The organism is Microcoleus sp. M2_D5 (assembly GCF_036701935.1).
Lineage (GTDB): Bacteria > Cyanobacteriota > Cyanobacteriia > Cyanobacteriales > Microcoleaceae > Microcoleus.
Genome location: NZ_JAUBRP010000010.1, coordinates 13,338 through 25,880, shown reverse-complemented (window position 1 = coordinate 25,880; position 12,543 = coordinate 13,338). Strand labels below are relative to the sequence as shown.

Genomic DNA, 12,543 nt, shown 5'->3' with positions numbered 1-12,543 from the left:
TGGGATGGGCCGGAGAGCCCGTCCAATAAATTTATGAAAAGGACTTTTGCAAGAGGTCTATTTTGGAATGATAGTTTAACAGTAAATCCTCAACCGTCAACCGCCAACCGCCAACAATCAACATTCAATCAAACTCATTCACCACTTGCAAATAGTCGATCGCCGCATCTATCCTCGAAGAATACTTAAAAGCAAACTGATCGAACCAATATCCCTCATCGGAATTCTTATCCAACTTTTTCAGCCAAACCTGAGCTTGCCTAACTTTCTGTCTGTGCGTTTGTACCTCCAACTGCGGCACCGCGACTTTTTCTGCTGGCTGCGGTTCCAGTGAAGCTGCTTCCTGAGCTTGATTTTGTGCTTCGTGCTCAGCCTTAAGCGGTTCAGGTAAAACCACTTCCTGAGCTTTTTTTTGCGCTTCGTACTCAGCCTTAATTTGAGCTAAATCCCGATCCAAAGGACTAGCATACAAATTTATATCTGATGTTTTAAATGTTGGATTTGACGGCGCTTGTGCTTGCACCGACGCCTGACTTTTCAACTCAGCAATTTTTTGAGATGCTTGATACTCTGCCTTAAGTTCACCTAACAGGCGATCGATAGATTCCATAACTTAAACCCCCTAAAAAATGCTCCTGGGCCAACTGGCCCCAATACAATCTCGGAAACTTCGCCCGCCTCCTCAATCAGTTATTGCATTCAGCAATACCTCCGTCAGGGTCATTCCTTCAATATCATCCATCGTGACAGTATCAACGATATCGAATTTAGCCCCAGCGCTTTGCAGTTCGTCATCCAATATCTTGAGAAACTTAGTTGCTTCCGGCGCATTTCCTACTTGAATGAAAGAAATCGCCAACTCTTCATCTCGATCGAGCTTCCGCGAAGCCTCTATAATGGTTTTCATCACTTCTTTGCGATCGTCCGGTTCGCCGTCCGTCACCACTAATATTGTTTCCCCATTTTGCTTAGTCTTACCGGATGCTTTGCGCTGAAAATAACTGTTCAGGGCGTCTTGCAGAACAGCCGCTAAATTCGTAGTTCCCGAAGGTTCGTTTTCTTGGAAAATTTGCACGACTTTAGCTGATGTTACGTTGTCGTAGCGCTTGAAGCGACCGGAAAACACATAAACTGTTATGCCATCAGGATCGAGTTCTTCGCATTTATTCGCCAATGCGATCGTCGATTCTTGCATGAGCGCCCACCGACTTTTACCGCCCATCTGGTCTTTTGTGTACATACTGCCGCTTTTGTCAATAATGATGGTATAATCGCGGTTCTGAAGCATAAGATTTTTCCTGTTAATTAAGTTCCAAAAATATCAAAACCAGCGAGCAGAAGCTGTTGAGCTTTAGTTGCTCGCTGCGTTTTTTAGTTGATTTGCGATCGCAAATACCGGAATTTAAGCTGCAACTAAAGCATCTTTAAGTGGCTTCCAGCTAAAAGCTCGATCGCCCCCCATCTCAACTGCTATTTTAACTCGCGGTTCTAACGTCGGCAAAACAGTCAAATACTCAATCTCCTGACTCGACAAAATCTGCCCTTCAATAATCCACAGCACCAGTCCTTTTGCTTTAGGTGGCAAATTGTCTAATTGAGTTTTCAACATCGGCGGCACGTAGTACGTATAACCCACAGCCCCTTCATTGCCAGTAGTTTTCTTGCCCAAATGCGGCGGCCGCACGCCGTGAACCCCCGTTAAATACATCGCCAAATCGCCCAAACCCCGCGCCGAAATCGTGTACGCACCGTAGCCCGCAGCCCTCAGCCTGCGGAGGTAGCGCCCCTCAAATCCTCCTTCTAAAGGAACGTACAGGGCCAGCGACCCCGACTTTTCCAAATCCCGAATCAGATCAGATCCTGTCGTAATCAGTCCCATAAATTGTGTTTCCTGCTGTATCAAAATTTGGTCGATCGCTGCTTGCGAGCTGGAAATATTATAAATCCTAAAGTTGAGGCGAAAAATTCTCATCGCGGCCTTGACAAACGGCAAACACTTCATGTACTATTGTGAATTGTCGCCGTAAAGGATACTGAGTGGTTTGCTGCTCAAGTCCTGGCACAAACAAGCAAGACCGAGACAAAACTCGGAGATAGAGTAGGTAAAAAGCCGCGAATCTCAACCCTTGCAAGACTTCCACAAGCTCGCTCCCAAATTTAAAACTCAAATTTTAAACACCGAGGAAGGCTGTTGGTTGATAACAGTTAATTGCAGGAACACTGAAATAAATGTTTCTGCACAAGAGCAAGCGGATTGACGTAAATTTCGCAATCCGAAACCTCTTGCGTAAATAAAAGGAAGAAAATCCGTGTCTGTAGGCATTCTTGGCACTAAACTAGGCATGACTCAAGTGTTTGACGACCAAGGGAGAGCAATCCCAGTCACCGTCATACAAGCAGGGCCTTGTACAGTAACTCAAATCAAAACAAAACAAACTGACGGCTACAGTGCCGTTCAAGTTGGATACAACGAAGTCAAACCAAAGGCTCTCAACAAGCCAGAACTAGGACACCTTGCCAAGTCAGGGGCAAATCCATTGCGCCACTTGCAGGAATACCGCTTGCAAGATACCAGTTCATTTGAATTAGGTCAACAGCTAAAAGCAGATACCTTTACACCGGGACAAATAGTAGATGTCATCGGTACAAGCATCGGTAAAGGTTTTGCAGGCTTCCAAAAGCGCCACAACTTTAAACGAGGCCCCATGTCTCACGGTTCCAAGAACCACCGCGAGCCTGGATCGATCGGACCTGGAACAACCCCCGGTCGCGTTTATCCTGGGAAAAGAATGGCAGGACGTTTGGGCAACGTTCAAGTCACCGTCCGCAAACTAACAATTGTCCGGGTGGATGCAGAGCAGAATTTGCTGCTAATTAAGGGAGCAGTTCCCGGCAAAGCTGGCGCCTTAGTCAATGTTGTGCCTGAGAAAAAAGTAGGACGTTAGTCAGTAGTCATTAGTCAGCAGTCAGCAGTCAGTAGATAGTGGTTGGTCGTTAGTAGCAAGCAATAACTAAGAACTAAAAGCTGAAAACTAAGAGCCAAAAACTAAGACCTGAGAACAGACAACAGACAACAGACAACAGACAACAGACAACTAACAACAGACAACTAACAACAGACAAAGGACAAAAGATATGGTTAATTGTGTAGTGCGAAATTGGCAAGGCGAAGAAGTTGGGGAAACAACTTTAGAACTGCGCGTAGCCAAAGAAGAAAATGCGTCTCACATCGTTCACAGAGCATTGACGCGGCAACTGAATAACGCCCGTCAAGGAAATGCTTGCACCAAAACTCGATCGGAAGTCAGAGGCGGCGGCCGCAAACCCTGGCGTCAAAAAGGCACCGGCCGAGCCAGAGCAGGTTCGATCCGTTCTCCGCTGTGGCGGGGCGGCGGTGTCATCTTCGGGCCAAAACCGAGAGACTTTGAAGTCAAAATGAACAAAAAGGAACGCCGTCTCGCTTTGCGGACAGCATTCCAAAGTCGCACCGAAGACATCATTGTGGTTGAAGAATTTGCAGAGCAATTTCCGAGACCGAAAAGCAAAGAATTGCTGAGTGCGATCGCCCGCTGGGGCATCGAACCCGATACAAAAGTTCTGTTAATCTTGCCAGAACCGCAACCAAACGTCTACTTATCCGGACGCAACATCGAATTAGTAAACGTCATCTTGGCAACCTCCCTGAATGTTTACGACGTTCTCGCGGCTGACAAAATTATCGTCACATCTACAGCCATAGCTAAAATTCAGGAGATTTACGGTGAGTAAAATCGACCCCCGCGACTACGCAGATTTGATCCAGCGTCCGATTCTCACCGAGAAAGCTACCCGAATGATGGAATTAAATCAATTCACATTCGACGTAGCTCCCAAAGCGACAAAGCCTCAAATCAAAGCTGCAATCGAAGAACTATTTAAGGTCAAAGTCATCGGCGTCAACACCCAAAACCCGCCGCGCAAAAAGCGTCGAGTTGGCAAATTCGTCGGCTTTAAACCTTGTTACAAGCGAGCAACCGTAACTCTGACAGACGGAGACTCGATCCGCAAACTCCTATTCCCAGAAGTCTAGACGATTTTGGATTTTAGATTTTAGATTTTAGATTTTAAATTGCGGTTAACTGGTGAAAATTCTCGAACCAGAAAACTCGTAAGTTAACCAAAGATCGCCAATCTTCAACCTAAAATCTAAAATCGATAAACGTCAAATCCAAAATCCAAAATCCAAAATCTAAAATAGATCGATTATGGGCATCCGTTCTTACCGACCTTATACCTCCAGCACCCGAGAGCAAACCGTCTCGGACTTCGCTGAAATTACCAAATCAGAACCAGAAAAGTCTCTAACCAGCAACAAGCACACCAAACAAGGCCGCAACAACCGAGGCGTCATCACCTGCCGCCACCGGGGAGGCGGTCACAAACGGCTTTATAGAGACATCGACTTCCGCCGCGACAAACACAGCATTCCCGCTACCGTCAAGGCGATCGAATACGACCCCAACCGCAACGCCCGCATCGCCCTCCTGTTCTACAAAGACGGCGAAAAACGGTACATCCTGCACCCGCTCAACTTAAACGTCGGTACAGTAATTGTCTCAGGCCCCGACGCGCCGATCGAAATCGGCAACGCCCTCCCCCTGAAGAACATTCCCCTCGGTACCAGCATCCACAACGTCGAGCTAGTACCCGGAAAAGGCGGACAAATCGTTCGCTCCGCCGGCTCCAGCGCTCAGCTAATGGCAAAAGAAGGTAGCTACGTCACCCTCAAACTGCCATCCGGCGAACAGCGCAAAGTCCGCGCCGACTGCTACGCCACCATCGGTCAAGTCGGCAACACAGACGCCAGAAACATCAGCCTCGGTAAAGCCGGCCGCACCCGCTGGAAAGGTCGCAGACCCACCGTTCGCGGTAGCGTCATGAACCCGGTAGACCACCCGCACGGCGGTGGCGAAGGCAGAGCTCCCATCGGACGTCCGGGGCCTGTCACTCCTTGGGGCAAACCAGCATTGGGTGCAAAAACTCGACGCAAAAACAAGCGCAGCGACGCTTTAATAGTCCGGCGCCGCCGCAAAGCTTCCAAACGCGGCAAGGGCGGCAGACAAAGCTAGTCATCAGTCAGCAGTCTTCAGTGCTTAGTTATTAACTGCTAACTAATGACTGAGGACTTATGACCAATGACTGCTGAAAGCTGACTAATGACTCCTGAATTACTAAAAAAATCATGTCTCGATCGCTAAAAAAAGGCCCGTTTGTCGCAGATAATCTGATGACAAAAATCGAAAAACTCAACGCCGCCGGCCAAAAACAAGTAATTAAAACTTGGTCGCGCTCTTCCACAATCCTGCCCCAAATGGTAGGTCACACGATCGCCGTTCACAACGGCAGACAGCACGTACCAGTCTACCTCACCGACCAAATGGTAGGCCACAAACTCGGAGAATTTTCCCCCACTCGCACCTTTAGAGGTCACGCGAAAAGTGGTGATAAAAAGGCGAAAAGATAGCCGAATTAGGTGACAGGTAATAGGTAATCGGACAAACTTTTTCCCAATTACCAATTACCTTTTTCCCAATTACCAATTACCAATTACCCAAATCGAAATGGTTATAGATACCACATCCGAAATTAAGGCGATCGCCCGTTACATCAGAACCTCCCCCTTCAAAGTACGCCGAGTCCTCGACCAAATTCGCGGCAAAAGCTACCAAGAAGCGCTGATTCTACTCGAATTCATGCCCTACCGCGCCTGCGAACCAATTGTCAAAGTTTTGCGATCGGCAGTAGCCAACGCCGAACACAACGCAGGATTGGATAAATCCAAGCTCGTAGTTTCTCAAGCTTACGCAGACCAAGGCCCAGTCCTCAAACGCTTTAGACCCCGCGCTCAAGGTCGCGCCTACCAAATCCGCAAGCCAACCTGTCACATTACCGTAGTAGTAGCTCCGCTTGTAGAAAACTAAACCAGGGAAAAACGTAAGAGGTAATAAACAGCTTAAAGTTGAAAAAAATGGGTAATCACCAATTACCAATTACCAATTACCAATTACCAATTACCAATTAACTCATCAACTATTATGGGCCAAAAAATACATCCAATTGGTTTTCGCCTCGGCATTACCCAAGAGCACCGATCTCGCTGGTTTGCCGATCCAAAAAACTATCCAGAACTCTTGCAAGAAGACTATAAAATTCGCAAGTACGTTCGTAAAACCCTCAATAATGCCGGTATTTCATCGGTCAAAATTGAGCGGAAAGCCGATCAAATAGACCTAGAAGTGTTCACCGCCAGACCGGGCGTTGTCGTAGGCCGCGGCGGAGCAGGCATCGAAACCTTGCGCGTCGGTTTGCAGCAGCAACTCGGCAGCAACCGCCAAATCCGCATCAACGTCGTCGAAGTCCAGCGAGTAGACGCCGATGCCACACTGATCGCGGAATACATCGCTCAGCAACTAGAACGGCGCGTATCCTTCCGCCGAGTAGTCCGCCAAGCAATCACCCGCGCCCAAAAAGTCGGCATCCAAGGCATCAAAATTCAAGTCAGCGGACGCCTCAACGGTGCAGAAATTGCCCGTACCGAATGGACGCGCGAAGGAAGAGTCCCCTTGCACACGCTGCGGGCCGACATCGACTACTCTTACTGCACTGCTCAAACCATCTACGGTATTCTGGGCATTAAAGTTTGGGTTTTCAAAGGCGAAATTATTCCCGGACAGGAACAAGAGGCAGCACCAAATGCCGCAGTGCCCCGTACCAAACAAAAGCGCCGCCGCCAGAACTTTGAAGATCGATCGAACGAAGGCTAGCTAATTGTTAACTGTTAGTTGTCACTTGTTAATTGTCAGTTGTTCCAAACCAATTAGCAATTAGCAATCACCAATTACCAATTACCAATTACCAATTACCCAACTCCCTTTCGCCATGTTAAGCCCTAAAAGAACCAAATTCCGCAAACAACAGCGCGGGCGAATGAGCGGTATTGCCACCCGCGGCAATACAGTTAGCTTTGGCGACTTCGCGCTCCAAGCCGTCGAACCCGCCTGGATCACTTCCCGCCAAATAGAAGCCGGACGGCGCGCCATGACCCGCTATATCCGTCGGGGTGGCAAAATCTGGATTCGCATTTTTCCCGACAAACCTGTCACCGAGCGGGCCGCAGAAACCCGGATGGGTTCTGGTAAAGGCTCACCAGAGTTTTGGGTTGCCGTGGTCAAACCGGGCCGGGTAATGTTTGAAATTGGCGGCGTAAGTGAAGAAATTGCCCGCGAAGCAATGCGTTTGGCATCTTTCAAATTACCAATTAAAACCAAGTTCATCACTCGCGAAGAAGGCCAGTCATAGCGAAGAGCGAAGGTAGAATTAGGTCTGTATTAATCAGCATTTTAAACGGCTACAGCATTTTAAAATCTGGCTTTCATAACTTTTCTTTCCTTCGACCTTCAGCCAAGCGAGACAATTCTGTCTTCTGTCATACCGCTCGCTAACGAGAAAGCACACAATTATGTCTTTGACCAAGATTAAAGAAGCTAGAGAATTAAGCGATGCTGCAATAGCAGAGCAAATTTTAGCCGTCAAGCGCCAACTAATGGAATTGCGGCTTCAGCAAGCTACGGGCCGCATGGAAAAGCCTCACCTGTTCAAGCACGCCAAACACCGGTTAGCTCAATTGATGACAGTTGAACGCGAGCGCCAAATCCTTGCTGAGAAAGAAGCGGCAGCAAAATCAGCCCCAGCTCAAGAAGCCGCTGGTTCGGCTCCCAGCCCAGAAGTCAGTCCAGAGTGAGCAGGAGCCTAGCCTCGGCTCGCACAGTAGCTAAAAAAAAGTCAATTGCACAACAAAAATAGGTAGCTATGGCAATTAAAGAACGAGTTGGCGTAGTAGTCAGCGACAAGATGGATAAAACCGTCGTGGTAGCAATCGAAAACCGCTCCTCCCACACCAAATACGGCAAAATCGTAGTCCGCACCAAGCGGTACAAAGCTCACGACGAAGAAAATCAGTGCAAATCGGGCGATCGCGTCCGCATCACTGAAACTCGCCCACTGAGCAAAACCAAACGTTGGACGGTTGCTGAGATTTTTGGGACAAAAAACGGCTAAGAGTTAATTTCGATCTCGCGCTCGCCCGATCGGTACTTGATTAATCAATTAGCCGTCAACAGTCAACAGTTAACAGTCAACAATCACCATGATTCAACCCCAGACATACCTCAATGTCGCCGACAATAGCGGAGCCCGCAAACTGATGTGCATCCGCGTATTGGGAGGCGGCAACCGTCGCTACGGCGGAGTCGGCGATGTCATCATTGCCGTCGTCAAAGACGCCATCCCCAATATGGCCGTCAAAAAATCAGATGTCGTTCGGGCTGTCATTGTCAGAACCCGCAAAGGTTTGCGCCGCGACAGCGGCATGAGCATTCGTTTTGACGATAACGCCGCCGTTATTATCAACGCAGACAACAACCCCAAAGGTACTCGCGTTTTCGGCCCCGTCGCCCGCGAATTGCGTGACAAAAACTTTACTAAAATCGTTTCCTTAGCCCCGGAGGTACTTTAAAATGTACGGAAAAAAGGGTAAACCAACTAGCGAACCTCAGCGCTACAGAATGCACGTCAAAGCAGGCGACACCGTGCAAATAATTACTGGCAAAGAGAAAGGAAAAGTCGGAGAAATCTTAAAGACATATCCTAAAGTCAGCAAAGTAATTGTTAAAGGTGTCAACATCAGAACAAAGCACGTCAAGCCCCAGCAAGAGGGAGAGTCCGGGAAAATACTCACGTTTGAGGCTCCCATTCACAGCTCAAATGTTATGCACTATTCCGAAAAAGAAAAAATAGCTAGCCGCGTTTGCTATACATTTAGCGAAGATGGCCGGAAACTCCGACAGCTCAAAAAAACTGGAGAAATCATCGATAATTAGTCATTAGTCATTAGTCATTAGTCATTAGACAAATGCTTTCCTGACAACGGACAACGGACAACGGACAACTGACAACGGACAACTGACAAAAACCAATTCCCTGACCAAGCCCAGGGACAGTTAACGAAACACAAAAACTATGCCGGACAAACTCAAGGTTCTTTATCAAGGAAAAATCGTTCCCACACTGATGGATCAGTTTAAATATACTAATATCCATCAGGTTCCCAAACTCGTCAAAGTCACAGTGAACCGCGGTTTGGGAGAAGCATCTCAAAACGCTAAGGCACTCGATTCGTCGATCGACGAAATTGGCATCATCACCGGGCAAAAACCAGTGGTGACGCGGGCGAAAAAAGCGATCGCAGGCTTCAAAATCCGCAAAGGAGTACCCGTCGGCGTTATGGTGACGCTGCGCGGCGATCGGATGTACGATTTTCTCGATCGGCTCATCAACCTCGCACTTCCCCGCATCCGCGACTTCCGCGGCATCAGCCCCAAAAGCTTCGACGGGCGCGGCAACTACAGCTTGGGTCTGAGAGAACAGCTCATTTTTCCAGAAATAGAATATGACCGCATCGATCAAATTCGAGGCATGGACATTTCAATTATCACCACAGCAAACACCGACGAAGAAGGACGCGCCTTGCTTAAAGAAATGGGAATGCCGTTCCGGGACAACTAAGCACTAGAGTAAGAAGCAAAAGATGGCAGCTAACGATACCATAGCAGATATGTTGACGCGCATTCGCAATTCTTGCATGGCGCGCCACCAAACAACGCAAATTCCAGCTACAAAAATGACCCGCAGCATCGCCCAAGTCCTCAAAAGTGAAGGCTTCATCGGCGAATTTGAAGAAGCAGAAGCAGAAGGGGTGAAGCGACATTTAGTGCTTTCTCTAAAGTACAAAGGTAAAACTCGCAAGCCCATTATCACGGCACTTAAGCGAGTCAGCAAACCAGGGCTGCGCGTTTACTCGAACCGTAAAGAATTGCCAAGAGTATTAGGCGGAATTGGCATTGCCATTATTTCTACCTCCAGCGGCATTATGACCGATCGAGAAGCTCGACGCCAAGGTTTGGGCGGTGAAGTGCTTTGTTATGTTTGGTAGTCATTAGTCATTAGTCATTAGTCAGTCGATTTTAGATTTTAGATTTTAGATTTTAGATTGACTTGCAGAATTAAATCTGAAAGCTTGAACTTCGATCTAAAATTGGGGGAGTATCCACTGAGTTCATTAGTGTAGGCGGCTTGTACCAGTTTCTTACGGGTCATTAGTCACTTTTCATAACAAACTCAAAAATCGATCGCTAAAGACTAATAACTAAAGACTAATAATCAAGGACTAATAACTAAAAACAAAGGACAAAAAACTATGTCGCGAATTGGCAAGCGTCCGATTAGCATCCCCACGAAAGTCACCGTCACCCTAGACGGTCAAAAAGTAGCCGTCAAAGGCCCTAAAGGTGAACTTTCCCGAGTTATCCCAGCCGAAATCCTCATGGGAATTGAAGGCGAGACTTTACTCGTTACCCGCCGAGACGAATCTCGCGTCGCCAGACAACTGCACGGCTTGTGCCGCACCCTCGTCGCCAACATGGTCGAAGGTGTATCAGAAGGTTTTCAGCGGCGCCTGGAAATTATCGGCACAGGTTATCGGGCACAGGTTCAAGGACGGAACCTGATTTTAAACGTCGGTTACAGCAAACCCGTTGAAATGCCCCCTCCCGAAGGCATCACAATGGCAGTTGAAGGCAACACCAACGTCATTGTCTCCGGCATTGACAAAGAACTCGTAGGCAATACAGCAGCCCGCATCCGCGCGGTGCGTCCGCCCGAAGTCTACAAGGGCAAAGGCATTCGCTACAGCGGCGAAGTCGTCCGGCGCAAAGCTGGTAAAACAGGCAAAACAGGTAAGAAGTAACAATGAAGCTTACTCGCAAAGAATCAGTCCAGCGCAGACACCGCCGTGTTCGGCGCAAGGTGTTCGGCACGGCCGAACGTCCCAGACTAGCGGTATTTCGCTCGGAGCAGCACATCTACGCTCAAGTAATCGACGACACGGCACAGCACACTTTAGCCGCCGCGTCAACCCTAGATCCCGAATTGAAGTCAACTCTCAGTTCAGGTGCCAACTGCTCCGCGAGCGTGCAAGTCGGTCAGTTGATTGCCAAACGCTGTTCCAGCGCTGGCATAGTCAAAGTCGTATTCGATCGGGGAGGCAACCTCTATCACGGTCGTGTCAAAGCCCTCGCAGAAGCAGCTCGCGAAGCGGGGTTAGACTTCTAGAGGGGGTAATGGGTAGCGGGTAATGAGTAATTAAAAAGTAAAAAGTCAAAAGTTGAAAGTTAAAAGGCCAAATCCAAATTTCTTCTATTTTTACTTTTTACTCAAACAATTACCACTTGCCGATCGCCTTTCACCAATTACTAATTCCCACAGGACAAAACTATGGCAGAACAAAAAGAACAGCGCACCAAGAAAAAAAGCAGCAGCAACAAAACGCGCGAAAAAGAATCCGAATGGCAAGAACGGGTCGTTCAGATCCGGCGCGTTACTAAAGTAGTCAAAGGCGGTAAAAAACTCAGCTTCCGCGCCATAGTCATTATCGGCAACGAACGCGGTCAAGTTGGAGTTGGAGTCGGCAAAGCTAGCGACGTAATCGGTGCCGTTAAAAAAGGCGTCGCTGACGGCAAAAAGCACCTAATTGAAGTCCCCCTCACCAAATCTAACTCCATCCCTCACCCCATCAACGGTGACGGTGGCGGAGCTAAAGTCATGATGCGGCCTGCCGCTCCGGGAACAGGCGTAATTGCAGGGGGAGCAGTGCGAACAGTTCTCGAACTAGCAGGAGTCCGCAACATCTTAGCCAAACAGCTAGGTTCTGGAAATCCCTTAAACAACGCCCGAGCCGCAGTCAATGCCCTCTCCACCCTCCGCACCTTGTCCGAAGTTGCTCAAGAGCGCGGAATTCCAGTAGAAAACCTCTACGGTTAGGGCACGCGAGAATGGGAAACTGTAAGTTTTGAGTGTTAAGTGCTTGCGGTGAAAATAAAAAAATCCGCAACTCAAAACTCACGCACTCAAAACTACTGCGTACCCGCTCTCTAAATACCAATTACCAACTACCAATTACTAAAACTATGAGATTGCAAGACGCCCGACCCAAAGCAGGCTCCCAAAAGCGCCCCCGACGCTTGGGCAGAGGTATTTCTGCCGGTCAAGGCGCGAGCTCCGGCAAAGGGATGCGCGGTCAAAAATCTAGAGCCGGTAGCGGCACTAGACCCGGTTTTGAAGGAGGTCAAAATCCTCTCTACCGCCGTCTCCCCAAGTTGAAAAGCTTCCCTCTAGTGAACCGGAAAGAGTACACTACCATTAATGTAAGTAAATTAGCATCGCTGCCAGCAAACACAGAAGTTACTCTCACCTCTTTGATCCAAGCAAAAATTGTCACCACAGACGACGGGCCACTGAAAATCTTAGGAGATGGTGAACTGAATGTACCTTTGCAAGTGCGCGCCTCGGCTTTTACCGCAGGTGCTCGCACCAAAATTGAAGCTGCAGGCGGAAGTTGCGAATTAGTTGCGTGAAGATTTGAGGTTTGAGAGTATGTCCTTTTCTCAA

At 48.3% G+C, this 12,543-nt stretch carries 21 protein-coding genes; 18 read left to right on the top strand and 3 right to left on the bottom strand.

All coding sequences use genetic code 11. The annotated features are described in order from the left end of the window. Nucleotides 1-124: 124 nt before the first annotated feature. From QUA50_RS06550 to QUA50_RS06540, 3 genes are all read right to left on the bottom strand, one after another. The gene (locus QUA50_RS06550; RefSeq protein ID WP_333267891.1) at nucleotides 125-610 is read right to left on the bottom strand and encodes a salt stress protein, Slr1339 family; all 486 of its coding nucleotides are present in this window, start codon (nucleotides 608-610) and stop codon (nucleotides 125-127) included. A 72-nt stretch (nucleotides 611-682) separates the two neighbouring features. Further along, the gene (locus tag QUA50_RS06545) at nucleotides 683-1,288 is read right to left on the bottom strand and encodes a VWA domain-containing protein (RefSeq protein ID WP_333057785.1); all 606 of its coding nucleotides are present in this window, start codon (nucleotides 1,286-1,288) and stop codon (nucleotides 683-685) included. A gap of 114 nt (nucleotides 1,289-1,402) precedes the next feature. After that, nucleotides 1,403-1,879, bottom strand: coding sequence for an NAD(P)H-quinone oxidoreductase subunit N (locus QUA50_RS06540; RefSeq protein ID WP_332978150.1), 477 nt, complete (start codon nucleotides 1,877-1,879; stop codon nucleotides 1,403-1,405). Nucleotides 1,880-2,309: 430 nt separating this feature from the next. On the opposite strand from QUA50_RS06540, the gene rplC reads away from it, so the two are divergent. From rplC to rplO, 18 genes are all read left to right on the top strand, one after another. After that, nucleotides 2,310-2,945 (top strand): 50S ribosomal protein L3, encoded by a 636-nt coding sequence (gene rplC / locus QUA50_RS06535; protein ID WP_333267894.1) that lies wholly within the window; start codon nucleotides 2,310-2,312, stop codon nucleotides 2,943-2,945. 190 nt (nucleotides 2,946-3,135) lie between these two features. Beyond that, nucleotides 3,136-3,768 carry a 50S ribosomal protein L4 gene (gene rplD / locus QUA50_RS06530; protein ID WP_190657994.1) on the top strand — a complete coding sequence of 211 codons (633 nt, stop codon included), beginning with the start codon at nucleotides 3,136-3,138 and terminating at the stop codon, nucleotides 3,766-3,768. Further along, complete coding sequence (locus QUA50_RS06525) at nucleotides 3,761-4,069, top strand: 50S ribosomal protein L23 (protein WP_006634999.1); 309 nt, start codon at nucleotides 3,761-3,763, stop codon at nucleotides 4,067-4,069. Before rplD ends, QUA50_RS06525 begins: the two co-directional genes overlap by 8 nt. Before the next feature lie 175 nt (nucleotides 4,070-4,244). After that, nucleotides 4,245-5,108, top strand: coding sequence for a 50S ribosomal protein L2 (rplB, locus tag QUA50_RS06520; RefSeq protein WP_015178705.1), 864 nt, complete (start codon nucleotides 4,245-4,247; stop codon nucleotides 5,106-5,108). A 113-nt stretch (nucleotides 5,109-5,221) separates the two neighbouring features. Next, nucleotides 5,222-5,503, top strand: a complete 282-nt coding sequence (gene rpsS, locus QUA50_RS06515) for a 30S ribosomal protein S19 (protein WP_242719699.1) — start codon at nucleotides 5,222-5,224, stop codon at nucleotides 5,501-5,503. A gap of 97 nt (nucleotides 5,504-5,600) precedes the next feature. After that, complete coding sequence (gene rplV, locus QUA50_RS06510; RefSeq protein ID WP_006634996.1) at nucleotides 5,601-5,960, top strand: 50S ribosomal protein L22; 360 nt, start codon at nucleotides 5,601-5,603, stop codon at nucleotides 5,958-5,960. A 114-nt stretch (nucleotides 5,961-6,074) separates the two neighbouring features. Next, nucleotides 6,075-6,803: a 30S ribosomal protein S3 gene (gene rpsC / locus QUA50_RS06505; RefSeq protein ID WP_015178708.1), complete on the top strand. Its 729-nt coding sequence runs from the start codon at nucleotides 6,075-6,077 to the stop codon at nucleotides 6,801-6,803. Between the two features lie 115 nt (nucleotides 6,804-6,918). Next, a complete protein-coding gene (gene rplP, locus QUA50_RS06500; protein WP_333095880.1) occupies nucleotides 6,919-7,338 on the top strand; it encodes a 50S ribosomal protein L16 in 420 nt (139 codons plus the stop codon). 160 nt (nucleotides 7,339-7,498) lie between these two features. Then, complete coding sequence (gene rpmC, locus QUA50_RS06495) at nucleotides 7,499-7,780, top strand: 50S ribosomal protein L29 (protein WP_333267896.1); 282 nt, start codon at nucleotides 7,499-7,501, stop codon at nucleotides 7,778-7,780. Between the two features lie 68 nt (nucleotides 7,781-7,848). After that, complete coding sequence (gene rpsQ, locus QUA50_RS06490) at nucleotides 7,849-8,097, top strand: 30S ribosomal protein S17 (protein WP_006634992.1); 249 nt, start codon at nucleotides 7,849-7,851, stop codon at nucleotides 8,095-8,097. 88 nt (nucleotides 8,098-8,185) lie between these two features. Next, a complete protein-coding gene (gene rplN, locus QUA50_RS06485) occupies nucleotides 8,186-8,554 on the top strand; it encodes a 50S ribosomal protein L14 (protein WP_015178712.1) in 369 nt (122 codons plus the stop codon). 1 nt (nucleotide 8,555) lies between these two features. Beyond that, entirely contained in the window at nucleotides 8,556-8,918 is a 363-nt protein-coding gene (rplX, locus tag QUA50_RS06480) for a 50S ribosomal protein L24 (protein ID WP_333057790.1), read from the top strand. A 139-nt stretch (nucleotides 8,919-9,057) separates the two neighbouring features. After that, the gene (gene rplE, locus QUA50_RS06475) at nucleotides 9,058-9,603 is read left to right on the top strand and encodes a 50S ribosomal protein L5 (RefSeq protein ID WP_333267899.1); all 546 of its coding nucleotides are present in this window, start codon (nucleotides 9,058-9,060) and stop codon (nucleotides 9,601-9,603) included. Nucleotides 9,604-9,625: 22 nt separating this feature from the next. After that, nucleotides 9,626-10,030, top strand: coding sequence for a 30S ribosomal protein S8 (gene rpsH, locus QUA50_RS06470; RefSeq protein WP_190657976.1), 405 nt, complete (start codon nucleotides 9,626-9,628; stop codon nucleotides 10,028-10,030). Between the two features lie 264 nt (nucleotides 10,031-10,294). Further along, on the top strand, nucleotides 10,295-10,843 hold the full coding sequence (gene rplF / locus QUA50_RS06465; RefSeq protein ID WP_333057791.1) for a 50S ribosomal protein L6: 549 nt from the start codon (nucleotides 10,295-10,297) through the stop codon (nucleotides 10,841-10,843). A gap of 2 nt (nucleotides 10,844-10,845) precedes the next feature. Further along, nucleotides 10,846-11,208, top strand: coding sequence for a 50S ribosomal protein L18 (rplR, locus tag QUA50_RS06460; protein WP_333267901.1), 363 nt, complete (start codon nucleotides 10,846-10,848; stop codon nucleotides 11,206-11,208). Nucleotides 11,209-11,370: 162 nt separating this feature from the next. Then, nucleotides 11,371-11,916: a 30S ribosomal protein S5 gene (rpsE, locus tag QUA50_RS06455; RefSeq protein ID WP_015178718.1), complete on the top strand. Its 546-nt coding sequence runs from the start codon at nucleotides 11,371-11,373 to the stop codon at nucleotides 11,914-11,916. 146 nt (nucleotides 11,917-12,062) lie between these two features. After that, nucleotides 12,063-12,509: a 50S ribosomal protein L15 gene (rplO, locus tag QUA50_RS06450; protein WP_006634984.1), complete on the top strand. Its 447-nt coding sequence runs from the start codon at nucleotides 12,063-12,065 to the stop codon at nucleotides 12,507-12,509. The last annotated feature ends 34 nt before the right edge of the window (nucleotides 12,510-12,543 follow it).

Coding starts and splice junctions, on each gene's coding strand:
- rplF (WP_333057791.1), top strand. CDS start 10,295: ATGTCGCGAATTGGCAAGCGTCCGATTAGCATCCCCACGAAAGTCACC.
- rplN (WP_015178712.1), top strand. CDS start 8,186: ATGATTCAACCCCAGACATACCTCAATGTCGCCGACAATAGCGGAGCC.
- rplB (WP_015178705.1), top strand. CDS start 4,245: ATGGGCATCCGTTCTTACCGACCTTATACCTCCAGCACCCGAGAGCAA.
- rpsH (WP_190657976.1), top strand. CDS start 9,626: ATGGCAGCTAACGATACCATAGCAGATATGTTGACGCGCATTCGCAAT.
- rpsQ (WP_006634992.1), top strand. CDS start 7,849: ATGGCAATTAAAGAACGAGTTGGCGTAGTAGTCAGCGACAAGATGGAT.
- rplD (WP_190657994.1), top strand. CDS start 3,136: ATGGTTAATTGTGTAGTGCGAAATTGGCAAGGCGAAGAAGTTGGGGAA.
- QUA50_RS06550 (WP_333267891.1), bottom strand. CDS start 610: ATGGAATCTATCGATCGCCTGTTAGGTGAACTTAAGGCAGAGTATCAA.
- rpsC (WP_015178708.1), top strand. CDS start 6,075: ATGGGCCAAAAAATACATCCAATTGGTTTTCGCCTCGGCATTACCCAA.
- rplV (WP_006634996.1), top strand. CDS start 5,601: ATGGTTATAGATACCACATCCGAAATTAAGGCGATCGCCCGTTACATC.
- rplE (WP_333267899.1), top strand. CDS start 9,058: ATGCCGGACAAACTCAAGGTTCTTTATCAAGGAAAAATCGTTCCCACA.
- QUA50_RS06540 (WP_332978150.1), bottom strand. CDS start 1,879: ATGGGACTGATTACGACAGGATCTGATCTGATTCGGGATTTGGAAAAG.
- rplR (WP_333267901.1), top strand. CDS start 10,846: ATGAAGCTTACTCGCAAAGAATCAGTCCAGCGCAGACACCGCCGTGTT.
- rplP (WP_333095880.1), top strand. CDS start 6,919: ATGTTAAGCCCTAAAAGAACCAAATTCCGCAAACAACAGCGCGGGCGA.
- rpmC (WP_333267896.1), top strand. CDS start 7,499: ATGTCTTTGACCAAGATTAAAGAAGCTAGAGAATTAAGCGATGCTGCA.
- rpsS (WP_242719699.1), top strand. CDS start 5,222: ATGTCTCGATCGCTAAAAAAAGGCCCGTTTGTCGCAGATAATCTGATG.
- QUA50_RS06545 (WP_333057785.1), bottom strand. CDS start 1,288: ATGCTTCAGAACCGCGATTATACCATCATTATTGACAAAAGCGGCAGT.
- rpsE (WP_015178718.1), top strand. CDS start 11,371: ATGGCAGAACAAAAAGAACAGCGCACCAAGAAAAAAAGCAGCAGCAAC.
- rplO (WP_006634984.1), top strand. CDS start 12,063: ATGAGATTGCAAGACGCCCGACCCAAAGCAGGCTCCCAAAAGCGCCCC.
- rplX (WP_333057790.1), top strand. CDS start 8,556: ATGTACGGAAAAAAGGGTAAACCAACTAGCGAACCTCAGCGCTACAGA.